Genomic DNA, 25,161 nt, shown 5'->3' with positions numbered 1-25,161 from the left:
TAGGAAGCAGGACGCGACCATGTGGACGTCGTTGATCACCCTCATCGCACTGGTGCTGCTTACCGCCGCCGGCGCCGCTGTCGCGGTGGCGCTGACTACCACCGACCGCCAACGCGCCCACCGCGCAATGAACCTGCTCAAGATCCTGCTTGGGGCCCTGCTGGGCAGCGGTGGCGTGCTGGCCGCGGTGATCCGCCTGCACGAGGCCGGGCTGCTGTAGGCGTCGACCGGCGCCACTGGGGTATTCGGTGTCCAGAGCCGTCGTGGCCTGCGGGCCGGCCATACGGGCGCGCGCCGATTGCTGTTGGTCTCGCTGCCTCGGTTCGTACCGAGCGGAACGTCCTCTCCTGCCGCTGATCGGCGCTCATCGCGCACGCTCGTGCCGAAGAGCGTGTGCCTCGACAAGCGGCGCTCGGCAGTTCAACGCGGGGACCGGCCGCGCCACTGACATTGCTCGTCAGTGCCGGTTCCGGCTGCACAGGGCCGTTCGACTTGATGCTGCTCGACTGGCTCCAAGCCTGGGGTTATGTGCCGACCGCACGTTTGTCGGAACTAACGCAGTCGGTCCTCTCACCAATTTCACTGGGGCACAGCTGGGGCAAACCCCCTGTTACAACTGCACTGAACAACCCACAGTTGCAAGCAACGACGATCAAGCGCATCATCTGACTAGGCGATTCTCTATCGCCGCAGGTCAGGGCCATGATCGACCCTCACTGGCAGTGAGGGGGTCAGGGGTTCGAGTCCCCTTAGCTCCACAGTGACAAAACACCGCCCACCGGATCCAAAGACCCAGGTAGGGCAGTTTTTCGTTCCACCGGATGTTGGATTTCATCATGTAGAACTCCAGCTACAGCGGGTAGCTGGAGCAAACGTGGAGCAGCCCCTGACCCCATTTCACTTCACTTGACAGCGACTGCTCCAGCCGGACGTCCTAACGAGTGAACCTGTGAAGGCACTTCGGTGCCCGCCCTGAAACAGCTGGCCGGCCCGGACCCCGACTCGCGCACCCTGAAGCCCAGCCACAGTGCGCTGACGCTCTTCGGAGAGACACCTGCCTCAGGTGGACGTAGGTGTGCCATCACCGCAGTCGGGCACTGCCGGGACACGGCGTGGCCTCGAAGTTGTGGCTGCCAGGTTCGCTGCACGGGTACGGGCTGCGGCAGAGTCGCCGTATCAAGAGGGTCGAGTTCAGAACTCGACGCGCGGACGTTCGCTGACGTCCCGACTAAGCAGAGTTCGAATGTCGGCTTCGGGGAGCCCCGAGTGACCGATGAATTCAGCAAAGGAGGTACCGGTCTTTTCCATAAGGTCCAGTGCACGTTGAAGTAACACTGGAGCCTCAGGATTTCCGAGAGGGCCGGGCTCAACTCTCCGCCATCCCCGGACCGACAGCGCCTTCCATCCCTGCGCATAAGTATGTTCACTCATGACACCGAGCGTTTTGGCCCTGACCAACAGAGCAGCAAGGGAGACATGCCACTTTGCCTTCAAGCGGAGAAACGCGGGCCAGTCAAGATGATCCGGAAGTTCGTCCTTGATGTCACCGACGGGCATAAGGAATGCGGCGGCAAACTCGTGGGCTTGACTCTCTATGATTCTGGTTCCGGCCCGCTCACCCGAGCCATGCAGAACCAGGTGGCCGAGTTCGTGAGCAGCGTCGAAACGAGAGCGGTCGCGCAGTCCTTTGTCGGCCCCGAGGGCAACCACGGGCCGGTCCGGAAAGTCGACGCAGAACGCGTCGACTTTTTCAATACTGACGCGGAATCGGACGACAACGATCCCGTTCCTCTCGAGTAGTCTCACAACATTTTGCACCGGGCCGGGTGGAACATTCCAGTGTTCACGCACCCGAGCTGCCGCCTGCTCGATATCGGCAGCCTGCAATGGCTGGCCTTCCTCGATCCGCACGCGCGGAAGGTTGAGCTCGGGCAAGGCGACATGCTTCTCGAACTCGAGTGTCAGTTCGCGCGCAAGGTGTACATAAGCCAGCGCCTGTTGGCGGTCCCGGGGAGCGGTCGATCTAAGGCTACGGAAGAAACCATTGACCTCATCTTGGGCAGGCGGGCGAGCTGGCGCTGCGAAGAAGGAGGGCGGGACACGCAACGCAAGCGCAAGTCGCTGCAGTGTCGATGCAGCGGGCTTGCTGTGTCCGTTCTCGAACTGGCTGACCGATGCCGCTGTGACTGAGCCTGCTTCCTTGGCGAGCTGCACCTGAGTGAGACCCCGGAGCTCGCGGGCCATCCGGAGTCTGGCGCGATCGAACAGGGTAGCGATGTCGCCGGGGTCTAACTGCGGATAGTTCACGTCGCTCGCCTCCGCGCCAGCCGACGCTGACCGGTCGGCGGACGCCCTTTCGATCTTCGGGTACTCCGCCCGCATCTTAGGCACACCTTGGTTACCCGGCGGTCAATTCTGACGATGTCCTGCAGGACACGCCCGAGTGAAGTGTGTCACCAGTGTCGCCTACCCTGACATGTACGCTACCGAATAATCGGAAGATCGTGTCGAAATCTGAGGTACTCGCCCCTGGGTGCCGGGTTGGAGCGGGATGAAGGTCCAGGAGTGCGTGCTCGCGGAGGAGGTGGTCCCCGCCGACTCGGCGGAGGCTGGACTGTGGGACGCCATCGTGGTTTCGGAGGGGATCAAGGCGCGGCTACGCAACCAGGCGCTGTTGTCGCTGCTCGTGCGGCCTGACCTGCCGTTCGAGGTGACGGCGTTGCACGGGTTGTGCACGCTCTACGGGCCCCCGGGCACCGGCAAGACCACCCTGGCGCGCGGGCTGGCGGCGCAGGTCGCGCCCTTCGTCCCCGGCCGGGCGGTCCGGCGGATCGAGATCAACCCGCACGGACTGATGAGTGCCGAACACGGACAGTCGCAGCAGCGCGTGAGCGAGTTGCTTGGCGACTACGTGCCGGGGCTCGCGTCGGACGGCCTCCCGACCGTCGTGATTCTCGATGAGGTCGAATCGATGGCGGTCGCCCGTTCGGCGGCGTCACTGGCCGCCAACCCGGCCGACGTCCACCGCGCCACCGACGCCGTGCTCACGGCCCTGGACCTCAACGCCGCCGAACACCCGCACCTGCTCTTCGTCGCGACCAGCAACTTCACCACGGCCCTGGACGAGGCGTTCCTCTCCCGCTCCGACGCGGCCATCCTGGTGCCGCTACCCGAGCCCGAGGCGCTGCAGGAGATCCTGGCCTCCACGCTGCTCACGCTCAGCGGCAAATACCCGGCCCTGGGGGACCTGGCGCGCTCGTCGTCGATGGGCCGCATCGCGAAAGCCGCGAATGGGCTGGACGGTCGCCGCGCGCGCAAGGTGATCTTCGAAGCCTTGGCCCAGCGGCTGGACACCGTGCTCGACCCCGGCACCCTCACCGAGGACGACCTGGCCGCCGCAGTGCACAGCGCCGCCGTGGAGACAAGCGGGCCGGAGGTGTCCCGTGCGGCGCACTAGGGAGGTAGCGGCCTCGCCCATGCGCAGCGCCAGCGCGACCTGGACGGTGATCGCGGACCTCGTGGCGGACACGGTGGCGCAGTCCTCCGCACTGCTGCGCGACGAGGCGGTGCAAGCGATGGCGGTCGCGGAGGCCGCCGGAAGGATGCTGATCGCGGGAGGGCACCTGCACAAGCACCCGATCACCCTGGTGGCCGGCAAGGTGTACTGCGAGATCACAACCGTGTCCGGCACGGCGGCACTGGCGCTCGAGGAAAACCTCAACCCCGTCCCCGGCGCAGCGGGCGCCGACGCGTTCATGATCTACCTCCCGTCGCCCGCCCCTCTCCAGCAGCAGGTGAAGGAAGCGGCGAACGCCCACGCCCGGCTGTCCGACGGCAGCCCGCCCACCGAGCAGACAAAGGCCGCCAGCTCGGGTCCGCTGATCGACCGTGAGGCGCTCCGCCAGGCGGTGACCCAGCGATGACCTCGACCTACACCTACAGCTACACCCGCACCCACACCCACACCGCCACGCACCTGACCGACGTCATCCTCGGCGCGATCACCGACATCCTCGCCGACCTCGGCATCAACATGGAGCGGCTGCACCGCGACTGGGTACAGAACGAGAACGCGATCAAGGCATGGATCGAGGAGGGCTCTCTCGACACGGTCGTCCTCGAGTGCCGCCAGCCCTCGGGCGCCGTAGCGCCGGTGATCGAGTTCCCAGTGACCTACACCGCCTCCGGCGTCGGAAACGCCGAGTTCACCGCGTCCCGCGCCCGGCTCGCCCGGTTCCGGGCCAAGCTCGACCGGGTGCCCGCCGGCACCACCTACAGGCTGTTCTGCACCTTCAACGGGCCACGCACGCCGCAACCGGGCTGGAGCCCCGGCCAGCGGGCGAGCACTGACGGCCTGCGCGGCATCACCTTCGGCACCCTCGGCTCCGCCCCGCACGCCTCGACCGGCATGCGGTACCTCCACAACTGAGACCACGAGCAGGAACACCGTTATGGGATACATCGACGACGCCTTCGCCAGGCTCAAGCACAACCTTGAGATCACCCAAACCGAGCAGAACCTGGCCAAGGCGCGGCACGAGGCCATCCGCAACTTCGTGCGGTCGCACTGGGACCTCGCCGACGACTTCCTCACCGGCAGCTACCGGCGCGACACGAAGACGAAGAAGCTCAAAGACATCGACATCTTCGTCGTCCTCGACGCCGACGGAACGCAAGCCGGCTTCCGCAACCAGTCCCCCATCCAGGTCATCAACGCACTGGAAACCCTGCTCCGCCAGAAGTGGTCCGGCGCCGCCCGAGATGGCATGGCCATCGTCGTCCCCTACGGCCCTGACGACGACGTCATGTCCATCGACGTGGTCCCCGCCTTCAAGCGGGCGGAAGGCGGCTACTACATCCCCAACCCCTCGGCGGCCAACTGGCTCGCAACCAACCCCAAGCGCCACCACGAGCTGAGCATCGACAAGAACGCCGACTGCGACGGCAAGTACGTCCCCTTCGTCAAGATGATCAAGGGCATCAACCGCGAGCTCGGCGAACCCGTCTCGCCCTCCTTTCTCCTGGAGGTCATGGCCCAGTCTCTGGTGAAGCCGCCGATCGGGCGCTACCAGGACGAGATCGTACTGTTCTTGGCCACCGCCGCCGAACGCGTCAGCGACCAGTGGCCCGACCCCGCCGGCCTCGGCGGCGACGTCAACGCCGTCATGAACATGACGCAGAAGCTCACTGCGGCCAGCGCGCTCAACCAGGCCCGTACCATTGCGGAGCGCGCCGTCGACCTCGAGGACGACGGACAGGACCGCGCCGCCTACGACGAGTGGAAGAAGCTCTTCGGGAACCGGATGACCAAGCCGTGAACCTTTCCACCGACCCCACCGGCGTTCGTGGGATCCCACCCCGTGCCATCCACGAGCGGCAACTCGACGACGACATGATCCTTCTCCAACGGGCCGCGGCGGCTAGCCACCAGCGGGGCCAGCGGCTGGAGGCCGTGCGTGTCGCCGCTGCCCTCGCGCTCGCCGCCGCAGGCATCGTGATCACGCTGGTCGGCCACGGCAAAGCCGTGGTCTCCATCGTCGGGTTTTTCTGGTTCGTCGTCTCCGCGTTCTTGCTGAAGGGCCTCGCCGGAAGCACTGCCCGCCAGGGTGCCCTGCTTCAGGAGATGTTCGACACCGCCCTGTTCCATATGCCGTGGCGTGCCACCGTCGCGGGCGATCCGGTCCCCGAGCCAGATGTCCGCCGCCTTGCGCGTCGACTTGCGCGTGGTGGCGAAAAGGACAAGCGCATCACGGCCGGCTGGTACGACCCGACACACGGCGTTCACCACCCCTACGACGTCTTCATCGCACAGGAGCAAAACCTCGCCTGGGATGCCCGTCTCCGCCGCCGCTACAGCCACCTCATCGCCGCGGCCGCGATGCTCTGGACAGCCGTCGGCCTCCTCGTCGGCCTCGCCGTCACAAATGCGACCCTCTTCGACACGGTCCTCAGCTTTTTCGCGCCGTCTCTGGCGGCGTATCAGATCGCTTACGAGATCTGGTCCGGCCAGCGCAAGGTCGCTGAGGAGCGAGAGCGACTCGCCAAGGTCGTTATTGCGGAACTGAGCAACGGGAAGCCCGGGCCTGTGCCTGACACTGAATGGCACCGCCTGCGCAACGTCGCTCGCGATATCCAGGACGGCGTGCTCCGGACCCGTCTGGACGCCACCCGCGTGCCCGAGCGGTTCTACAAGCTTTTCCGCAACGAAGACGAACGCGATTTCGGCGAGACAGCTGAAGGTCACCGCGTTCGCCTCGCCGGCGAAACCCCTCCACCGGCTTCACCATAGAATTTCGAATTGGATCAGAATATTCGACAGACGTCGGGGATGACGAAGGAGACAGGTCCTTGCCATCCGCTATCACGTGGAACCGACACTCCGAGCTCTTTACAACCAACAGCCGGTCCACCGGAGAGAAGCGACGACGACCTGGTCAGTCAGAGCTTACCGCGGGGCGAGTCACTCGAGTAGCGACTAGCCCTGGGCGATTCGGATCGCACGCCCGCCAGGTAGTTCCTCGTCGGATCTCTCCGCGTGGCGAAGACCCGGCTATTCCGATCGACATGCCTCGCTTTGCCGAACTGAAAGATCTCCCTGAGATACAGCTCGGCCTGATCGTTCGCACCCCCTTTAGCTGCGGCTTCAACACGATGCAGCCGATCAATGGAGTCGGCAAGCAGTGCCAGCTCCCGGGCAGCACTACTCGTTTCGCCAGCAAGGGCTGCAATGAATCGCGGCCGACTCGCGCTGGGGTCGGGAATTTCGGCGAGACGTCCTCTTAGCATGATGGTGAGCACTCCGACGAGGTCATCCAGGTAGCGCCCAGTCCCTCCTTCGAGCAACAGGCGCGCCGTTAGCATTTCCAGATACAAAGACATGATCTGCGCGCCGTTGGCGTACTTCCACGCTTTGACTAGACGGATCAGCATTCGCGCCCGCGACGAGGCTCGATCAGCGCGATTGATAAAGGTTATGTGAGCGACCGGATCGCTCAGCAACCAGATCTCTTCGCCGATACCCGGTATCCAATAACCCCCACCTTCCTCCGGATAAGCTGGCGCGTACTCAAGGATATTTCCGTCGAACGGGTCTAGTATACTCACAGTGGGCACCGAGAGCGAGATATCGGAGTTACGACTGAGATTGTTCTCAAACGTATCCATGAGCTGTTCCAGCGCAGTATGCGACGACAATGGCCGTTCTCCTCGGAGAACAACAAAGTGGTCGACATCGCTGAAACCTGCTATGGGTGTCCCGTGACTCCATGATCCGGTGAGAATGATCCTGCGAGAGGAAACCGAACCTTTGATCGCCACTTGCAGCTTATTCCGCCATTTTTGCTGGGGCGAACTCGGGTAAGGCGGACGGGCCTGAACTCCAGCAACGATGTCCGAAAGCACTCGATCCATCGATCCGATAGGGTCTAGATCCGGCATGAGATCGTAGCCTACTCGGTCGCCCTCGGAACAGGTTCGCCGAACAGGAGTGACCTCGCCCGAGCTCGGAATCCGTCATCCAGCCCGGCCGTACTCACCAGAAACTGAACAACGTCAGCAGCCTGTTTCGCGGCGAGGTCTTCGTGCAACGAGCCGAGTTCGGCTGGTTCGACACGCTGGACCAGCGCGATCGCTGTGGTCAGCACCTCCAGCAGCCGTAGTGCCGGCAACACTCGATCAGGTCGGCGCATGACCCTGGTGGTCAGTTCACGGAGCTTGGGGTAGTAGTCCGGCAGGGGGTCCACTCGGACCTCCGCGGGCAGCGCTCCGCCTTCACGGAGGCTTGCGAGTAGTCCGGATAGCTGTTCTTTCTCTCGCAGGCCGGCTACCCCGCCGAACAGGTACTCCTGTAGGCCGCGGTCAGGGTCGGATACGTGGGCAGACCGGACGACGTGGATGGCCTGGCTCAAGCTGACAAGGTAGAGCCAGGTCAGGTCAAGCACTAGTGCGAGGTGGTGGGGAATGCGCGGGTCGAGCAGGTCGGCGCAGGCTCGGAGATACTCGACGAGTTGCATCAGGTTGCGGTGATCGTCGTGGAGCCAGTAGCCGAACTCCCGGTAGTCCAGCAGCGGTTTGAGCTTCTTGTTCAGGCCGTTGAAGGCGGCGAGGACATTCGCTGCACTGTCGACGTCGAACAGGTACGAGATCGGCGCGGTGTCCAGCGGGATGTCGCACGGGTGCAACTCTTCGAGCCTGCTGAGGTCCTTGCTGGTCAGTGTGGTTATCCCCAGCCGGACGGCGAGCTGCCGGGCTGCGTCGGTGACAACCGAGTCACGGACCATGTAGGCGTCGTCGGCGGCGAAGAAGTCCCCTACGCCGCGCACCCAGAACATCCGGCCGGTGGACCCGCGTTCGGTGGTCTTGCAGTCCACGATGGTGCTGTGCAACCGGGCCCCGCCCGTGAGGCTCAGACCAAGTACGTCCAGGTCGGTGAACGACTCGGGTTGTCCGGTACGCCGTCCCCATTCCTTCGACGTGTCTGACGCCATTGAGGGGCCACCAGCGCCGCGAAGTTGCACGTCGAGACGGGTGGTGTAGCCCATCCGCCACAGCAGACGGCGGGAAGCGACTTTGAGGCCGAGGTCTTGTTCGCTCATCGGATCCGTCCCCGCCCCAGCGCCGCGTCGACCACGGACTGCCACTGTTTGGGCGACACCGTAGCCCTGTTCCGAAGCCGAGCCGTGGTCTGCATAGGCGCGGTGAAGGGTTGCTCGAGCACGAGCGCGGCTCGCGCTTGATCGTCGCCGACTCGCCCTGCCACAGGCTCGCCGTGCGTAATCAGATCGCGTGCGATGCGCAGGGCGTCCCGGTTGTCTTGGGTGTCGATGAACCGGGGCTGCACCCAGCTTCCGCCTGGGTACGGGTCGGGGTCGAAGGCGATGATTCCGGCTGAGTGCATGAGCCGGTACTGGCGTTCGTGGGAACTGTGGGGCTGCAGGAACCCGCGGTGAGGGTCCAGCAGCTTGTCGATCACGTTAACCAGGGCACCGGCCGAGAGGCGGGTGAACCCACCGAAGTGCTGCCCGCAGCGCAGGCACGCCAGCACCGCCAGGGCCTTCTCCAGCACCGGCTTCCGTCCGCGCAGCAGCTCCCGATCGAGGGTGTAGGGCAGGGCGGCGAACGGCTGCACGGTGTGGTTCGGCAGTTCTACCGCCGGGGCGAGCAGAAGTCCGCGGCCGATGGCGTCCTGCAGCACCGGCTGCGCGTCGGTGATCGGCATGCCTTGTTCGCCGCGCAGGGCGGCGAAGGCGTCGGCCAGCTGTGCCGGGCCGTGTTCGCGGACTAGGTCGCCGACAACGTCAGGGTTCTCGAACCCGAAGAACGGCGAGTAGACCACGTCCCCGTCCAGCAGAGGGATAGTCTTGACAAGCTCCGCTCGGCCGCCGACCGCGAGGAGTTGCGGCACGGCGGCGGTGTCCAGGCCGACGCGGGCCGCAAGTTCCTCGACCGGCACCGGGGTGTCGGCGAGGTGGTCGACCAGCACCACCATCTGCTGCTCGAGGTCAGTGGGCTGACGCGCCCGCGACGACCTCTACGCCGAGCTCGGCGTAGAGGTCGTCGTAGTAGGGGACGTTCTCGGTGAAGCGAGTGATCCTGCCGCCCGAGGTCTGCACCCCCTGCACGAAGTCAACGTCGGCTAGAGCACCGATGACAGCGTCGAAGGCGAACTGGTTGACATCGAGCTGCTCGGCCGCCACGGCGCGCAGCGCCTGCGCGTCCGCGATCACGTCTCGGCCGCGGATGAGCGCGGCCAGGCTCGCGGCCATCCCGATCAGCTGAGTCTCGGCCAGCGGAGTCAGGGCGCCTGAGTTCGGGTCGACGTTACGCAGGCCAGCATGGACGTCCTGGCACCGAAGCCCCTCGTCAAACGACTCCATCTCATCCCTTCGACATAGGAATACCAGCGACTCTAACGATGCATAGTCGTCGCAGCCGAGTGGTTTGTTTCTACTCACCGCATCGCGGCGCGCGCCACTCGGATCGACGACTGAACCGCGGCCGCTCCAGCAGGGTGACTCTGCTCGGACCTCAACACCGGGCGTGCGCCGATCCGCTCGCAGGGACCCGCACGATCAGTGGTCGCGCCCGTCTAGCTCAGCCGACGACACGGAGCCGCCAACGGCTGCCGTTTGGGCGATCGTCAAGATAGACACTAAAATCGCCCCTACTCGTAGGTAGCAAAAAGGCCCAGGTCTGCGACCTGGGCCTTGCTCCCCGCTTGGACTCGAACCAAGAACCCTCCGGATAGCCGCTTCGAAGTGCTCCACTGTGAACTCCCTCGAACGTATCGATCTGGCCGGCCGTGTCTCCAAAGGCTTTCGAATGCGGAGTCAGAGGCGTCACGCCTCGCCCGCCAGGAGCACCGCCATGTCGAACACTCGCATCACACAGCAACACGGCACCGATTTTCAAGAATTTTGCATCGATGTACAATTTATTGAAGGCAAAGCTGGCGAAGAAATGCAGAGGAACTTGGCGTCGACTGTTCGAAGTCTACTACGTTGGGCCTCAATAGAAACCGACGACAGTACGATCCGCAACAGGGAGGCGGCATAGTGGAAGGCGACGACCTTTTTACTTCGGGCCCTTCCGGTCTCTCGGACTACGCAGTATCCCCGCTCGGGATGCCGACCGCTCTCCTGCGCGGCGAGGTCAGGGTAGCTTTCCTGGGGCGGACCTCCACTGAGGACCAGCAGGACCCCCGCCAGTCCTTGATACGCCAGCTCGGTAACTGCAAAACCACAATACCGACGTCCTGGGTCATCGTCGCTCACTTCTACGACGTCGAGTCAGGCCGCATGGAACTCGACCGCCGAGGTCACGGCTCCGGCTACGAACGCTTCGACATCCCGATCGCCCGCGACGGCGGCATCGCCGACCTCCTGACCGAAAGCAGGAGGCAGGACCGCCGATTCGACGTGGTCATCTGCGAGAGCATCTCCCGCGTCGCACGGCGCGCCTTCGAAGGCCTGTCGATCGAACGAGCCCTCGAACAAGCAGACGTTCCGCTCTTCGCCTCCAACGAGCCGATCACACTCTCCGGCAGCCGCGCCCAGCGGATCCTGCAGCGGCGCATCAACCAATCCGTCGCCGAGTACGAGGTCCTCAACACCCTGGAACAGTCCTGGGGCGGATTGTGCACCCACGTCCGCGACGGCTGGAATATCGGCAAACCGCCCTACGGCTACCGCGCCAAGACCTACCGGCATCCCAACCCGACCAAGGCTGCCAAAGGACAGACCAAGACGCGGCTCGAACCGGACGGACGATGCGGCGAGACCGTCACCCAGATCGCAGCGTGGCGCCACCACGAGGGCCTCGGCTACAACACCATCGCGGACCGGCTGAATAAAGACCTCAAGAAGTACCCGCCGCCGACACCACCGAACCCAGACCGCGCCCGGGGGCATTGGGGCAAGACCAGCGTCTACGAGATCCTCTGCAACCCGAAGTACACCGGATACCAAGTGTTCAACCGCCGGGCCAGCCGCTCACGGCACGGCAAGGTCAACGACCCCATGCTCTGGGTCTGGTCACCCGAACCGGTCCACGAGCCTCTGATTCCGAAGTGGATGTACGACGAGATCGCCGCTGGCCGCCGGCCGCGGCGACGCGCCATCGAGGTCGGCCATCGACTGAGCAAGCACCCCCAGACCCGCAGGAAGTACCTGCTCCGCGGAATGGTGGTCTGCGACTGCGGCCGCCGCATGTTCGGCTGCCGACGCCGCGGCACCACCTCGTACTACCAGTGCAAACCGGACAAGAACAACAAGGCGCAGGCCAGCCACAGCGTATACGTCCGCGAAGACGGCATCCTGGACGCGGTGACCAGCTTTTTCGCTGAGCGAATCTTCGGCGAACACCGTCGCGAGGCCCTGGCTGCCGAGCTCAGCAGCGTTGACGACACTGCCGATCGTCAGCGACAAGCTGACGAAGATCGCTTGAAGCGGACCGTGGCGAACATCGAACGCCGCCAAGCCGCCGTCCTGCGCCAAGCCATGGACGGAGACCCGGACGACCCCTTCACCAAGGCTCTGCGCGCCACCTACAACGAGCTCGACGCTGAGAAGTCAGCCACCGAGGCGGCGCTGGCCGCCAACACGAAGACCGCTAGGACCGACCGGCCCACGCCGGAGAACTTGGAACTGCTCGACGCACTGCCCTACCTGGCTGCTCACCTGCTGGAAGCCCCAGAAGACCTCCTGCGACCGCTCTTCGAGGTCACCCGGCTGCACATCCGGCTCCACGGCGCGGGCGGCCGCGCAACGATCAGCATCCACCTGCCTGCCGACCGGCTGGCCGACGTCGCGGACGCGGCCGGCGGGCTGGCCAGGACAGACGACGAAGGTGCGGATTGCGTACGTGCCCCCGACGGGACTCGAACCCGCACTGAATCGATTTTAAGTCGACTGCCTCTGCCGGTTGGGCTACGGGGGCACCGCACACTCTAGGTGATGACGCCCGAAGCGCAGGGCCGTCCCCCAAAAAACCGGAAGCCCCCAACCGCAAGGGCCGGGGGCTTCCGCTCAAAACAAACTCAAGACTTCGAAACCCGCGCGAACTCGTCCTTCGGGTTGTTGATCTGCCCGAGCGAGATCACCTCACGCCGGAACAACCCGCCCAGGATCCAGTCGAACAGAATCCGGATGCGGCGGTTCCACGTCGGCATCGCCTTCAGGTGGTAGGCGCGGTGGAACAGCCACGCCGGGAAGCCCTTGATCTTCAGGTTCAGCGCGTCCGCGACGCCCTTGTGGAGGCCGAGGCTCGCCACCGCTCCCAGGTTCTTGTGGTAGTAGTCCTTCGGCTTGCCGCCGCGCAGCACCTTGATGATGTTCTTCGCCAGCAGGCGGGCCTGGCGGACCGCGTGCTGGGCGTTCGGGGGGCACGTCGCCGTCGGGTCGTCCTCCGTGCGGGACAAGTCCGGGATTGCCGCGTTGTCGCCCGCCGTCCAGACGTCCGGGTGGCCGACCACCTGCATCGCCGCGGTCGCCTCGAGGCGGCCGCGCTTGTCGACCGGCAGGTCGGACTGGCCCACCACCGGGTTGGCCTTCACGCCCGCCGTCCAGATGATCGTGTCCGTGTCGAACTCCGTGCCGTCGGACAGGACGACGTGGCCGTTCTCGAACGACTTCGCCGCGGTCGACAGGTACACCTCGATGCCGCGCTTCTCCAGCTGCTCGACCGTGTACACACCCAGGGTCTCGCGGACCTCGGGCAGGATCCGGCCGGCGGCCTCGACGAGCACCCAGCGGATGTCGGAGACCTTGATGTTCGGGTAGTAGTTCTCCACCGCGAACCGGGTCATGTCCTCGAGCTCGGCCAGCGCCTCGATGCCGGCGAACCCGCCGCCGACGACGGTGAACGTCAGCAGGCGCTTGCGCAGCTCGGGGTCGAGCGTGCTGGCCGCCTCGTCGAGCTTGGTCATGATGTGGTTGCGGAGGTAGATCGCCTCGCCGATGGTCTTGAAGGCGATGCCCTGCTCGACCAGGCCCGGGATCGGCAGGATGCGCGCGACGGCGCCGAGGGCGACGACGAGGATGTCGTAGCCGAGCTGCTCGACGTGGCCGTCGGCCGCCTCGACCGTGACGGACTTCTTCTCGTTCTCGATCTTGGTGACGCGCGCGGTCAGCACGTGGCAGCGCTTGAGCACCCGCCGCAGCGGCACGACCACGTGCCGGGGCTCGATCGCGCCGGCCGCGGCCTCCGGGAGGAACGGCGCGTAGGTCATGTGGGGCTGCGGGTCAACGACGGTCACGGAGGCCTCGTTGGCCCGGAGCATCTTCTGGAGGCCGTACGCCGTGTAGAGCCCGACGTACCCACCACCGAGGACGAGGATCCGAGTCGGTTCCGACTTCGACTTCGCAGCAGCCATGTCCTCATGGTGACACCTTCGCCGCGACCCCGCTCGGGGGCCCCATCCGGCTGTGACCAGCGTCGCTGCGGTTTCCGTAACGATTCAGTCCGGTCCTGTCACCGAGGTCGCGGCGCGGAAGACGTCCGCGACCATGGCGTGGGTCACGCGGTGGGTCTGGACATTGCGCGGCGAAACGTGATAACAGCCGAAAAGGCGCAGGTCGCCCAGCTCCACGACGGTTCCGTGCGCGAAGCCCGGACGCGGCTGCGGCACCGGCCAGCCCGCCGCGCCGAGCACGGGGAGCAACGCCTGCCAGCCGAACGCGCCGAGCACCACGATCGCCCGCAGTGTCGGACGTAACAGCGCCAGCTCCTCCGCCAGCCACGGGCGGCAGGTGTCCCGCTCGGCCGGCGTCGGTTTGTTCTCCGGCGGCGCGCACCGGACGGGCGAAACGAGCCGGGTGCGGTAGAGCTCCAAGCCGTCGCCGATGGCCGTCGACGTCGGCTGCGAAGCGAGCCCGACTTCGTGCAGGACGCGGAACAGGAAATCACCCGATGGGTCGCCGGTGAACATCCGGCCGGTGCGGTTCGCGCCGTGCGCCGAAGGCGCCAGCCCGACGACGGCGAGCGACGCGTCCGGCGGCCCGAAGCCCGGCACCGGGCGCGCCCAGTACTCCTCGCCGCGGAACGCCGCCTTGGTGCCCGCGACGCCTTCGCGCCAGGCGACCAGCCGCGGGCAGGCGCGGCAGCCGGCCACCGCCGCGTCCAGCTCGGCGAGCGACCTCATCGCAGCGCCGTCCGGGAGAGCCGGTCGGCGTGCCGGGTGGTCTCGGGCAGGCGGTAGCGCGGGGTCAGGGCGAGCGTCAGCCGGCAGGCGTGGGCCAGGTCGATGCGGTGGCCGGCGGAGACGTACACCGGTTTGACGCCGTCCTGGGTCCGCAGCACCGCGCCGACCTCTTCCCCGGCGTCGACCAGCGGCACCGAGGATCCGCGGACGGGCGCCGGGGTGCCGTGCGTGCCGACGAACCGCGTCTTGCCGACGCCGAACGCGGGCCGCCCGGTCAGCACGCCGAGGTGGCAGGCCAGGCCGAAGCGCCGCGGGTGCGCGAGGCCGTGGCCGTCGCAGACCAGGACGTCGGGCGCGCGCTCCAGCCGCTCGAGCGCGGCCAGCAGCGGCGGCAGCTCGCGGAAAGCGAACAGGCCCGGCTCGTACGGGAAGACGGCCTTCGCGCGGTGCGTCCGCTCCTCGACCACGGTGAGCCCGGCGGTCTCGAGGGTGACGACCGCCGCGGCGATGCCGCCGGTGTCGTCGTAGGCGACGTCGAGGCCGGTGACCGTGGGCGGCAGCTCGGGGCAGTCGTCGATCAGCTCGACCCGGCCGCGGAGCCGTTCCTGCTCGGCGAGCGCCTCCTCGACCGTCGCCGGCCAATTCCCGGTGTGCACCAGGTCACCCTGCCACAGCCGCCCGGCCCCGCCGACTAAGTTGGGTCCATGGCGGACACGAACACCGAAGAGGCTCCCGAGAAGAAGGCCGCGGAAACCACCGAGATCCCGGCCGAGCCGACCGACGACATCGTCACGACCCGGCACACCCTGACCGTGAAGCGGAAGACGCTCGCGTACACGGCGAAAGCGGGGCGGATCGTCCTCCGCAAGGAGATCGTCAAGGACGGCAAGTCCGAGGGCTTCAAGGCGAAGGCCGAGGTGTTCATCACCTCCTACACCCTCGACGACGCCGACCCGGGTTCGCGGCCGGTGACGTTCGCCTTCAACGGCGGCCCCGGCTCGTCGAGCATCTGGCTGCACATGGGCCTGCTGGGGCCGCGCCGGGTGCTCTCGGGCGACGTCGACGACCTCGTGCCGCCGCCGTACGGGCTGGCCGACAACCCCGAAACGCTGCTGGCGCACAGCGACCTCGTGTTCATCGACCCGGTGTCCACCGGCTACTCGCGCGCGTCCGAAGGCGGCGAGACGAAGGACTTCCACGGCTTCAAGGGCGACATCGAGTCGGTCGGCGAGGTCATCCGGCTGTGGGTGTCGCGCCACCAGCGCTGGCTGTCGCCGAAGTTCCTGGCCGGCGAGTCGTACGGCACGCTGCGCGCCGCCGGGCTGGCCGCGCACCTGCAGGACCGGCACGGGCTGTACTTCAACGGCCTGCTGCTCATCTCCTCGGTGCTCGACCTGGGCACCCTGCAGTTCACCGAGGGCAACGACCTGCCGTACTCGCTGTACGTGCCGACGTACGCGGCGATCGCGCACTACCACGGGCTGCACGGCGACCGCCCGCTCGACGACGTCCTCGCCGACGCCGAGGACTTCGCGGCGAAGGACCTGCCGTACGCGCTTTCGCGCGGCGCCCGGCTGTCCACTCAGGACCGGGCCGAGGCGGTGGCCACGCTGGCGTCGCTGACCGGGCTCACCGAGTCCTATGTGGACCGGGTGAACCTGCGGATCGAGCACGTCCGGTTCTTCACCGAGCTGCTGCGCGACCGCGGCCTGGTGGTCGGCCGGATGGACGGCCGGTTCACGACGTGGGAGCCGGACGGCGGGCGCGAGCACATGAGCGACGACCCGTCGATCTCCCGGGTGGTCGGCGCGTACGCGGCGGCGTTCAACCACTACGTGCGGGCCGAGCTGGGGTACGAGAACGACCTGCCCTACGAGATCATCAGCGAGGACACGTTCAAGGCGTGGTCGTACTCGGACTTCGAGGGCCGCTCGGTGTCGGTGGTCGACTCGGTGAGCGCGGCGATGCGCTCGAACCCGCACCTGCGCGTGCACGTCGCCTTCGGCCACTACGACGGCGCCACCGCCTACTACGCGGCCGAACACGTGCTGGCCCATCTGCAGATCCCCGAGGAACTGCGGGACAACATCGACACGGCGTACTACCCGGCGGGCCACATGATGTACGTCCACGAGCCGACCCGGGTGCAGCAGTCGAAGGACCTGGCCAAGTTCGTCAAGAAGGCGTCGAACCGCTGAGCCGGCCGGCGGCGCCCCCGGGCGCCGCCGCGGCCAGCACCGCCCGGCCCCGCCGGAGGTTCACGAACGCGGAGACGGCCTGCGTCGCCACCGCGAGGGCCGCGTACCCGATCAGCCACGGGGTGAACCCCGGCGGCTGCACGTGGTCCAGCGCGTCGAAGAGCACGGGCAGCGTGTAGACGGCGGGAAGCGCGAAGAGCGGGTCCTGGATGCGCAGGGCGGCGTCCACGGCCCGGGACGTCTCGTCCTCGGCGATGACCGGGCGCCGGAGGGTGCCGGTCAGGATCACCGCCGCGACGGCGCCGCCGATCGCCAGCAGGCCGAGCCAGCTCGCCGCGTACGCCCGGAACGGTGTCGTCACGAACATCGTGCCGCCGAGCGCGGCGCCGCCGGCGAACGTGATCAGCAGCGTCGCGATGTCCCAGCCGCCGAGCCCGGTACCCGGCGGCCGCTCGAGCGCCGGCGTTCCGGCCGACGCCAGTGCCTGGCGGTCGCGCACGCGCACCGGTAGCCAGGCCATCAGCTGGAAGGCGATGACGATGTAGTACATGTAGGCGTTCTCGGTCAGTTCCGCGCCGCGGACGCCGGGCAGGAGCCGGACACCGGCGTCGGCCGTGACCACCGCCACGATCGCCACGACGGCCCACCACCACGACCCGCGCGGCCGGGCGCCGCCGCGGAAGCCCAGGCGCAGCGCCAGCAGCTCGGTCAGCGTCGGCACCTCGACGCCGTGCTTGACCAGCCAGCGACCGGCCGCCGCGCGCTCCGCGTCCGTCACCGGGGCGATCACGGGGTCACTGTTCCGTACCGGCCGGGCGGCAGGCGGCGGCGCCGGAGCGCGATCGCGGCGCCGATGGAGGCCGCGAGCACCAGGACGAGGTACGCCACCGGCGCCGCGATCCGCGCCGGCGGCCACGGCCAGGTGGTGGCCAGGTCGATCCAGGCGAGGAACGCGAAGGGGTACGGCAACGCGAATACCGCGGCGTCGTGGGCCCGCAGGGCCGCGTCGACGGCGCGCGAGGCCTCGTCCTCGGCGATCACCGGGGCGCGCAGGACGTGCCCCAGGACCAGCGCCGTGCTCGCAGCCCCGATCGCCAGTGCCGCCGCCCAGCCCGCGGCGGCGACCGGACCGGCGGCGAACCCCGCGCACAGCACCGCCCCGCCGGCGAACGTGAGGCCGGCCGCCGCCAGGTACCACCAGCCCACCTGCCCGGCCGCCACCCGCCACGACGGCTTTGCGCCCGCGGGAACCAGGCGTGCCGCGGCGCGGTCGTGCCGGCGCACCCGCCGCCACCGCGTCAGCGGGAAAGCGGCGCAGACCACGCTGAACACCAGGAACCGCGCGACCACCGGGACCGGCGGGAACACGGCGACGATCCAGACCACCACCGAAAGCAGGCTGAAGCCGAGGTAGGACCGCGTGGCCCGCACGCGGACCCCGATGCGCAACGCGAGCAGCGGTGTCGGCTCGTCCACCGCCACGCCGCGCCGGGCGAGCCACATCCGCGCCCCCGCCACGTCGGCGGCGGCCGGCCTCGGTCCTGCCACAACCATCGAACCTCCCCTGTCCCGTCGTACACGCCCGAAGGCCCGGAAAGGTTTACCGGCCGTAGAAACCGGGCGGCAGCCGGCGGTACCGGCGGCGGACCAGCAGCCAGCCGGTCAGCTGCATCGCCGTCACGACCACCAGGTACACCAGCGCGCACCACCCCAGTGGGCCGGGCCACGCCCAGTCGACGACGAAGACCGGCATGGCCAGGACGGCATACATGACGCTCGACGCGAACCGGTACGGGTCCTCGGCTCGCAGCAGCCCGTCGACGAGCTGCGACGTCCCGTCCTCCGCGATGACCGGTGCGCGGAGCACCCGGCCCAGCACGAGCGCGGTCGCGCCCGCACCGACCGCCAGCGCGCACGTGTGCACCCCGATCGCCACGGACGGCGGGTACCAGTGCTTCCAGGTGAATTGCGGCGCGGTCAGGAAGGCCGCCGCACACAGCGCCGCCCCGCCGGCGAACGTGAGGGCCGTCGAGATCAGGTACCACCAGCCGACCTGCTTCAGCGCACTCCGGAGCGGGGGCGGTGCGCCGGCGCCGGTCAGGCGCTCGGCGAGCTGTTCACGGCGTTGGGCGTTCCGCCAGCGCACCACCTGGAACACGGCGAAGAGCACGGCCAGGACCGCGGTTCGCCCCGGCAGCTCCACCGCCTCGAACAACACGCCGGTGGACACCCACAGGGCCGCGATGACGATCGCGTAGCCGGGTATCCCCCGCCCGCCGATGGCGCGCCCGCCGATGCGCAGGGCGAGCAGCCGCGTCGGCAGCCACACCGTCACCCCGCGGCGGCCCAGCCACAGCCGGGTGCGGCCCACCTCGAGCACCGTCGGCTCGCCGGGCAACCTCAGATCCACCGGCAACGCCGGTTCGCGCACGATCAACCGCAACCTCCCCCAGTCCCGGCGTACACGCAGGCCGCCCCGGGAAGGTTGTCTTCCCGGGGCGGCCTGTCGAGCGTGCTTACTTCAGGTACTGCGAACCGCGCGTCACCGCCGCGTAGGCGTCGACCCCGCCGTGGCCGTAGAAGCCGTTGAACGACAGGTCGCCTTCACAGGTGGCCGTGAACGACGCGTCACGGCCCTCCTTCAGGTAGTCCACCGTCCGCGGGACCGGGCAAGCGATCTTCGCCGCCGTGCCCTCGAGGACGCGCTGGACCTTGTCCGGGTCCATGCCGAACTCGCCGTGCGCCTTCTTGCCGTACTGCGAGATGATCAGCGCCGCGACGCCGGTCGCGTGCGGGGTCGCCATCGACGTGCCCTGCAGCCACTGGTAGTAGCCGACCCGGCCGTCGGCCGCGGTCGCCTTCTTGATACCCGCGATCAGGCCGGCTTCGGTGATGTTGCCGTCCGCGTCGATGTTGCCCTCGGCGATCCCGACGTTCTTCGGGTACGTCGAAAGGATCTCGTTCTCCACCGTGCGGTACCACGGCGTGCCGAAGTAGTCGCGGAAGTAGCCGCCCGGCGCCGACACCGAGATCTGCTCGAGGCCGTAGTTCGAGTAGTCCGCCTTCTTCTGCGACGGCCCGAACGCGCTCACACCGATCGTGTGGTTGCCCTCGACCGGCAGGTTGAGGCAGCTCGAGTTGTCCACCGGGCGCGGGTGCGTGCTGTTCGCCGGGTAGTCCGGGCTCGTGGTGTCCGGCTGCGGCGCGCCGAGGTCGGTGTGCTGGTTGCCCAGCGCGACCAGCATCGTGACGCCCTTGCGGTGCGCGTAGTTCAGCGCCCGCTGGGTCGCCTCGATGATCGTGCGCTGCTCGGCCTGCTCGGCGGCCGAGTCCGCCGGGTTCGCCGTGCAGTTGTAGAGCCACGGGTCGGTGTAGAACGACATGTTGACCACGTCGATGCCGGCGTCGCCGGCGTAGGTCAGCGCGTCGACGGTCGGCTGCAGGAAGAAGAAGCCCGAGTCCTGGCCGGCGCGGATGTTCACCAGCGTCACGTTGGGGGCGACACCGGAGACGCCGAAGCCGTTCGCCGCGGCGGCAATGGTGCCGGCGACGTGGGTGCCGTGGCCGCCGTCGTCGTGGTTGGCCGGGTCGACGCAGCCGCGGAACTCGCACGGCCCGTCGACCTCGGCGCCGTTGACGTCGGTCGGGATGTCGCGGGTGAAGTTGCGCGAGTCGGCCAGGTCGAAGTTCGGCGCGATGTCCGGGTGCGAGCCGTCGATGCCGGTGTCGATGACGCCGACCTTGACCTGCTTGCTGCCCGCCTGCTTGGTGCGCGAGAGGTCCGAGCGGACGGACTTGAGGCCCCAGAGCTGGTCGTCCAGCGGGTCCATCCCGACGGCCTGGTTCGCCGCGGCGGCCTTCTTCGCACCGGCGCCGCGACCTTCCTTCTCCACGCCGGCGTCGCCCTTGGTCTTCTTGCCCATCTTCGGCACCGAGCCGATGGCCTGGGCCTTGGCGGCGCCGAAGACGGCGCGGTTCGCCGTGACGCGCTCGGTGAACCCGGTGGCCGGCGCGCTGGCCTTGATCAGGCCGACGGCGGAGTTGGTCGCCAGCACGGTGCCACCCGCGTCACGGATCGCCTTCTGCGCACTGGCGACGCTCTGGACGTCCTTGGCGAGCACGGTGAACTCGGTCGCCGGGCCGGCCAGCGCGGGCTGCGCCGAAGCGGCGGGCACCGCGACGGCCGAGAGCGCCCCGAACAGCGGGACGGCCATGGCCGCGGCGAAAAGCCTGGGTCTCTTCACGATTCTCCTCCTCGGAAAGCGGTTCCTGCACCGTATAGACCGGACAATGCGTAAACAACGGCCAAACGTACGTTATGGAACAACCGACTTCTGCTCGGCGAAGTGACAAGCTGACAGATGCCCGTCCGTCCTGGGCACGAGCGCGGGGACCTCCTCGGCGCACCGGTCCTGGGCCTTCCAGCACCGCGTGCGGAACCGGCACCCGGACGGGGGATCCAGGGGACTCGGCACGTCGCCGGTCAGCCGGATCACCTGGCGGCGCCCGCGCACGGCCGGGTCCGCCACCGGTACCGCGGACAGCAGCGCCTGGGTGTAGGGGTGCGACGGCCGCTCGTAGATCTCCTCGTCGGTACCGAGCTCGACGATCTTGCCGAGGTACATCACCGCGACCCGGTTCGACAGGTGCCGCACCACCGAAAGGTCGTGCGCGATGAAGACGTAGGACAGGCCGAACTCGCCCTGCAGGTCGCCGAGCAGGTTCATCACCTGGGCCTGGATCGAGACGTCCAAAGCGGACACCGGCTCGTCGCAGATGATCACCTTCGGCCGCAGCGCGAGCGCCCGCGCGATGCCGATGCGCTGGCGCTGCCCGCCGGAGAACTGGTGCGGGTAGCGGTTGAGGTGCTCGGGGTTGAGCCCGACCACCTCCAGCAGCTCCCGCACCTTGCCCGCCCGCGAGCCCTTGGGGGCGACCTCGGAGTGGATTTCGAACGGCTCGCCGACGATGTCGCCGACGGTCATGCGCGGGTTGAGCGAGGTGTACGGGTCCTGCAGCACGATCTGGATCTCGCGCCGCAGTTTCCGCAGCTCGGCCCCGCGCATCGCGAAGATGTCACGGCCCTCGAACTTCGCGGTGCCGCCCGTCGGCTCCTCCAGGCGCATCAAGACCTGGGCCAGCGTCGACTTCCCGCAGCCGGACTCGCCGACGACACCGAGCGTCTCGCCCGGCATCAGGTCGAACGAGACGCCGTCGACCGCCTTGACCTGCCCGATCGTGCGCTTGAACAGGATGCCGGTGCGGACCGGGAAGTGCTTCTTCAGGTCGGTCACGGAGAGAATGGGGTCAGGCACGGGAGCTCACCACCTCTTCGGCGAAGTGACAGGCGCTCGTGCGGCCGAAGCCGATCGCGTGCTGCGGCGGGACGTCGACGCTGCAGCGGTCCTCGGCGCGCTTGCACCGCGGGTGGAACGGGCAGCCCGGCGGGATGTCGAGCAGGCTGGGCGGCAGGCCCTTGATGGTTTCCAGCGTCTGTCCTTTGAGGTCGAGCCGGGGCAGGGAGTCCATCAGCGCGGCGGTGTAGGGGTGGGCCGGCGCGCGGAACAGCTCGACGGCGTCGGCCTGCTCGACGATCCGGCCCGCGTACATCACCGCGATCCGGTCGGCCACCTCGGCGACCACGCCCAGGTCGTGGGTGATGAGGACGAGCCCCATCTTCCGCTCCGCCTGGATCTCCTCCAGCAGGTCCATGATCTGGGCCTGCACGGTGACGTCGAGGGCGGTGGTCGGCTCGTCGGCGATGAGCAGGTCCGGGTCGAGGGCCAGCGACATCGCGATCATCGCCCGCTGGCGCATGCCACCGGAGAACTGGTGCGGGTAGTCCTTGGTCCGGCGTTCGGCGGCCGGGATGCGGACGGTGTCGAGCAGCTCGATCGCGCGCTTGCGGGCCTCCTTTTTGGACATCCCGAGCCGGACGCGCAGCTGCTCCTCGATCTGGAAGCCCACGGTGAACACCGGGTTCAGCGCGGACAGCGCGTCCTGGAAGATCATCGCGATCTCGCTGCCGCGCACCTCGCGGCGGCGTTCTTCGGACGCCGTCAGCAGGTCCTCGCCGCGCCAGCGGACCGCACCGGCGGTGATCACGCCGGGCGGTGTGTCGAGGATGCCCATCACGGTCTGCGCCGTGACGCTCTTGCCGGAGCCGGACTCGCCGAGCACGGCCAGCGTCTCGCCCGCGTGCACCGAGTAGCCGACGCCGTTGAGCACGTTCGCGATGCCGTCGGACGTGCGGAACTCGACGTGCAGATCTTCTACTTCGAGCAGGAGTTCGTTGTCGGACAAGGACTTACCTCGACTTCGGATCGAGCGCGTCGCGGATGCCGTCACCCAGCATCACGAAGGCCAGCACGGTCAGGGTGACGAAGGCGCCGGGGAACAGGAGCATGTGCGGGTCGTTGCGGAAGTAGTCCCGCGAGTCCGCGATCAGCACGCCCCACGAGATCACCGGCGCGCGCACGCCGATGCCGAGGTAGGCGAGCGTCGCTTCGGCCCCGATGAACGCGCCGAGCGCGATGGTGGCGTACACCAGCACCGGCGCGATCGTGTTCGGCAGCAGGTGCCGGAAGATGATCCGCGGGGTGCTCGCGCCGAGGCCGCGCGCGGCCTTGACGTAGTCGAGCTGCTTGGCCACCAGCGTCGCCGAGCGCATGATCCGCATGCCCACCGGCCAGCTCAGCGCCGCGATGGAGCAGACCACCTGGACGATGATCGTCACCGCGCCCGGGTTCGAACCGGGTGCGTTGAACGTCGTCAGGATGACGATCGCCCCGAGCACGAACGGCAGGCCGGCGAAGATGTCGCCGAAGCGCGACAGCAGGCTGTCGACGAGCCGGCCGTAGTAGCCGGCGATAATGCCGACGAGCGATCCGAAGAGGACGGTCAGCAGCGTCGAGAACACCCCGACCAGCAGCGACGCGCGGGTGCCGTAGATCGTGCGGGCGTAGACGTCCTGGCCCTGGTTGTCGTAGCCGAACCAGGCCTCCGCCGACGGGCCCTCGTTGGCGTGCGCGAGGTCGCTGAAGCCCGCCTCGCGCGAGCTGAACAGGCCGGGCGCGATCGCGATCAGGACGATGAACAGGATGATCACCGCCGAGGCGATCACCGCCGGTTTGCGCCGCAGCTGCCGCCAGGCGTCGCCCCACAGGCTGCGGGGGCGCTGCGGGCCGGTGGCGGAGTCGTCCACCCGGGACAGCTCGGCCGCGCCGGCCCCGCCGCCGCTCACCAGGTTCGGGTCAGTCATAGCGGATCCTCGGGTCGAGAACGGCGTACAGCAGGTCGACGATCAGGCTCATCAGGAGGTACACCAGCACCAGCAGGACGACGACACCGACGACGGTCGCGCTCTCCCGGTTCTGGATGCCGCGGAAGATGAGCCCGCCGAGGCCGTTGATGTTGAACACGCCTTCGGTGACGATCGCGCCGCCCATCAGCGCACCCAGGTCGATGCCGAGGAAGGTGAGCACCGGGATCACCGAGTTGCGCAGCAGGTGCACGAGCACGACCCGGCTCTGGGGCTGGCCCTTCGCGATCGCCGTCCGGACGTAGTCGGCGCGGCGGTTTTCGGCGATGCTCGTCCTCGCCAGCCGGGCCACGTACGCCATGGACAGGCTGCCGAGCGCGATGCCCGGCACGATGAGCTCGCCGATGCCCGGGTCGTCCGACACGCTCGCCTCGATCCAGCCGAGGCCGCTGCTGCCCAGCGCGAGCTGCAGCACGATCGCGGTGACGAACACCGGCAGCGAGATCAGGAAGGTGGTCGAGACCAGCACGAGGTTGTCGAGGAAACCCTTGCCGCGCAGGCCGGTCAGCACGCCGGCGGTGAGCCCGATGACCGCCTCGATGACCACGGCGATCACCGCCAGGCGCAGCGTGATCGGGTAGGACGTGGCGATCAGCTCGCCGACGGAGGTGCCGTTGAAGGTCTCACCCCAGTCGCCGGTGAACAGGCTCCCGAGGTACTTGACGTACTGGACGAAGATGTTGTCGTCGAGGTGGAACTTCTCGGTCATCTGGGTGATGTAGGCCGCCGGGCAGGCGGCCTGGCCGCACTTGCCGGAGAACGGGTCGCCGGGCACGGCCCACACCAGGACGTAGATGAGGAACGTGGTGCCGAAGAACACCGGGATCAGCTGGAGCAGCCGTCGCAGGACATAGCGGATCATGACGAGTTCCTAGTGCGCGCCGGCCGTCGTGAGTGGTAAGGCGGGTTAGAACCCGCCTTACCACAGCCGCGTCGACGCCCTCCGCCTCGAAGATCTCCACCAGTTCGCGCAGGTAGCGGGCCTGTTCCTGCTCGTCGCGGAC

Annotated in this window: 23 protein-coding genes, 1 tRNA gene and 1 pseudogene; 8 read left to right on the top strand and 17 right to left on the bottom strand. The window is 67.8% G+C overall.

Annotated features, from left to right (window positions below; all coding sequences use genetic code 11):
* The first annotated feature begins 19 nt into the window (after nt 1–19).
* Nucleotides 20–220, top strand: coding sequence for a hypothetical protein (locus Q5425_RS21170; RefSeq protein WP_308674000.1), 201 nt, complete (start codon nt 20–22; stop codon nt 218–220).
* Nucleotides 221–1,191: 971 nt separating this feature from the next.
* On the opposite strand, the gene Q5425_RS21165 is transcribed toward Q5425_RS21170, so the two are convergent.
* Nucleotides 1,192–2,382: an XRE family transcriptional regulator gene (locus Q5425_RS21165; RefSeq protein WP_308673999.1), complete on the bottom strand. Its 1,191-nt coding sequence runs from the start codon at nt 2,380–2,382 to the stop codon at nt 1,192–1,194.
* 169 nt (nt 2,383–2,551) lie between these two features.
* On the opposite strand from Q5425_RS21165, the gene Q5425_RS21160 reads away from it, so the two are divergent.
* Genes Q5425_RS21160 through Q5425_RS21140 form a run of 5 tightly spaced genes read left to right on the top strand, consistent with a single transcriptional unit; the run spans nt 2,552 to nt 6,289 of the window.
* Nucleotides 2,552–3,457, top strand: a complete 906-nt coding sequence (locus Q5425_RS21160; protein ID WP_308673998.1) for an AAA family ATPase — start codon at nt 2,552–2,554, stop codon at nt 3,455–3,457.
* A gap of 19 nt (nt 3,458–3,476) precedes the next feature.
* Complete coding sequence (locus tag Q5425_RS21155; RefSeq protein ID WP_308673997.1) at nt 3,477–3,923, top strand: hypothetical protein; 447 nt, start codon at nt 3,477–3,479, stop codon at nt 3,921–3,923.
* Complete coding sequence (locus Q5425_RS21150; RefSeq protein ID WP_308673996.1) at nt 3,920–4,429, top strand: hypothetical protein; 510 nt, start codon at nt 3,920–3,922, stop codon at nt 4,427–4,429. The genes Q5425_RS21155 and Q5425_RS21150 overlap by 4 nt, the downstream gene beginning before the upstream one ends.
* Nucleotides 4,430–4,451: 22 nt before the next feature.
* A complete protein-coding gene (locus tag Q5425_RS21145; protein ID WP_308673995.1) occupies nt 4,452–5,318 on the top strand; it encodes a CBASS oligonucleotide cyclase in 867 nt (288 codons plus the stop codon).
* The gene (locus Q5425_RS21140; RefSeq protein WP_308673994.1) at nt 5,315–6,289 is read left to right on the top strand and encodes an S-4TM family putative pore-forming effector; all 975 of its coding nucleotides are present in this window, start codon (nt 5,315–5,317) and stop codon (nt 6,287–6,289) included. The genes Q5425_RS21145 and Q5425_RS21140 overlap by 4 nt, the downstream gene beginning before the upstream one ends.
* 149 nt (nt 6,290–6,438) lie before the next feature.
* Here the strand turns inward: Q5425_RS21140 and Q5425_RS21135 are convergent, their stop codons facing one another.
* Genes Q5425_RS21135 through Q5425_RS21120 form a run of 4 tightly spaced genes read right to left on the bottom strand, consistent with a single transcriptional unit; the run spans nt 6,439 to nt 9,875 of the window.
* Nucleotides 6,439–7,437: a hypothetical protein gene (locus Q5425_RS21135; RefSeq protein WP_308673993.1), complete on the bottom strand. Its 999-nt coding sequence runs from the start codon at nt 7,435–7,437 to the stop codon at nt 6,439–6,441.
* Between the two features lie 11 nt (nt 7,438–7,448).
* Complete coding sequence (locus tag Q5425_RS21130) at nt 7,449–8,594, bottom strand: hypothetical protein (RefSeq protein ID WP_308673992.1); 1,146 nt, start codon at nt 8,592–8,594, stop codon at nt 7,449–7,451.
* The gene (locus tag Q5425_RS21125; RefSeq protein WP_308673991.1) at nt 8,591–9,487 is read right to left on the bottom strand and encodes a hypothetical protein; all 897 of its coding nucleotides are present in this window, start codon (nt 9,485–9,487) and stop codon (nt 8,591–8,593) included. The genes Q5425_RS21130 and Q5425_RS21125 overlap by 4 nt, the downstream gene beginning before the upstream one ends.
* 13 nt (nt 9,488–9,500) lie before the next feature.
* Nucleotides 9,501–9,875: a hypothetical protein gene (locus tag Q5425_RS21120; RefSeq protein ID WP_308673990.1), complete on the bottom strand. Its 375-nt coding sequence runs from the start codon at nt 9,873–9,875 to the stop codon at nt 9,501–9,503.
* A 747-nt stretch (nt 9,876–10,622) separates the two neighbouring features.
* On the opposite strand from Q5425_RS21120, the pseudogene Q5425_RS45750 reads away from it, so the two are divergent.
* A pseudogene (locus Q5425_RS45750) lies at nt 10,623–11,768 on the top strand (recombinase family protein); the annotation flags it as partial.
* A 593-nt stretch (nt 11,769–12,361) separates the two neighbouring features.
* Here the strand turns inward: Q5425_RS45750 and Q5425_RS21105 are convergent.
* From Q5425_RS21105 to Q5425_RS21090, 4 genes are all read right to left on the bottom strand, one after another.
* Nucleotides 12,362–12,435 (bottom strand) — tRNA-Leu (locus Q5425_RS21105).
* Between the two features lie 100 nt (nt 12,436–12,535).
* Nucleotides 12,536–13,870 (bottom strand): NAD(P)/FAD-dependent oxidoreductase, encoded by a 1,335-nt coding sequence (locus tag Q5425_RS21100; protein ID WP_308673987.1) that lies wholly within the window; start codon nt 13,868–13,870, stop codon nt 12,536–12,538.
* 84 nt (nt 13,871–13,954) lie between these two features.
* On the bottom strand, nt 13,955–14,638 hold the full coding sequence (locus Q5425_RS21095) for a uracil-DNA glycosylase (protein WP_308673986.1): 684 nt from the start codon (nt 14,636–14,638) through the stop codon (nt 13,955–13,957).
* Nucleotides 14,635–15,294: an endonuclease V gene (locus tag Q5425_RS21090; protein ID WP_308673985.1), complete on the bottom strand. Its 660-nt coding sequence runs from the start codon at nt 15,292–15,294 to the stop codon at nt 14,635–14,637. The genes Q5425_RS21095 and Q5425_RS21090 overlap by 4 nt, the downstream gene beginning before the upstream one ends.
* A 48-nt stretch (nt 15,295–15,342) precedes the next feature.
* Between Q5425_RS21090 and Q5425_RS21085 the strand changes: the two genes are divergently transcribed.
* Nucleotides 15,343–16,836: a S10 family serine carboxypeptidase-like protein gene (locus Q5425_RS21085; RefSeq protein WP_308673984.1), complete on the top strand. Its 1,494-nt coding sequence runs from the start codon at nt 15,343–15,345 to the stop codon at nt 16,834–16,836.
* Here Q5425_RS21085 and Q5425_RS21080 read toward each other — a convergent pair.
* From Q5425_RS21080 to Q5425_RS21045, 8 genes are all read right to left on the bottom strand, one after another.
* Nucleotides 16,814–17,626 (bottom strand): hypothetical protein, encoded by an 813-nt coding sequence (locus Q5425_RS21080; RefSeq protein ID WP_308673983.1) that lies wholly within the window; start codon nt 17,624–17,626, stop codon nt 16,814–16,816. The genes Q5425_RS21085 and Q5425_RS21080 overlap by 23 nt on opposite strands.
* Entirely contained in the window at nt 17,623–18,390 is a 768-nt protein-coding gene (locus Q5425_RS21075; RefSeq protein WP_308673982.1) for a hypothetical protein, read from the bottom strand. The genes Q5425_RS21080 and Q5425_RS21075 overlap by 4 nt, the downstream gene beginning before the upstream one ends.
* Nucleotides 18,391–18,436: 46 nt before the next feature.
* Nucleotides 18,437–19,273 (bottom strand): hypothetical protein, encoded by an 837-nt coding sequence (locus Q5425_RS21070; protein ID WP_308673981.1) that lies wholly within the window; start codon nt 19,271–19,273, stop codon nt 18,437–18,439.
* 79 nt (nt 19,274–19,352) lie between these two features.
* Nucleotides 19,353–21,050: a S8 family serine peptidase gene (locus Q5425_RS21065; RefSeq protein ID WP_308674005.1), complete on the bottom strand. Its 1,698-nt coding sequence runs from the start codon at nt 21,048–21,050 to the stop codon at nt 19,353–19,355.
* Between the two features lie 102 nt (nt 21,051–21,152).
* Nucleotides 21,153–22,151 (bottom strand): dipeptide ABC transporter ATP-binding protein, encoded by a 999-nt coding sequence (locus Q5425_RS21060; protein ID WP_308673980.1) that lies wholly within the window; start codon nt 22,149–22,151, stop codon nt 21,153–21,155.
* Entirely contained in the window at nt 22,144–23,139 is a 996-nt protein-coding gene (locus Q5425_RS21055; protein ID WP_308673979.1) for an ABC transporter ATP-binding protein, read from the bottom strand. The genes Q5425_RS21060 and Q5425_RS21055 overlap by 8 nt, the downstream gene beginning before the upstream one ends.
* Before the next feature lie 4 nt (nt 23,140–23,143).
* Nucleotides 23,144–24,097, bottom strand: coding sequence for an ABC transporter permease (locus tag Q5425_RS21050; protein WP_308673978.1), 954 nt, complete (start codon nt 24,095–24,097; stop codon nt 23,144–23,146).
* On the bottom strand, nt 24,090–25,019 hold the full coding sequence (locus Q5425_RS21045; protein ID WP_308673977.1) for an ABC transporter permease: 930 nt from the start codon (nt 25,017–25,019) through the stop codon (nt 24,090–24,092). The genes Q5425_RS21050 and Q5425_RS21045 overlap by 8 nt, the downstream gene beginning before the upstream one ends.
* Between the last annotated feature and the right edge of the window lie 142 nt (nt 25,020–25,161).

Source organism: Amycolatopsis sp. A133 (assembly GCF_031082405.1).
Classification (GTDB): Bacteria; Actinomycetota; Actinomycetes; order Mycobacteriales; family Pseudonocardiaceae; genus Amycolatopsis.
Note: the sequence above shows the minus strand (reverse complement) of the source record. Positions and strands in the feature narration are given on the sequence as shown.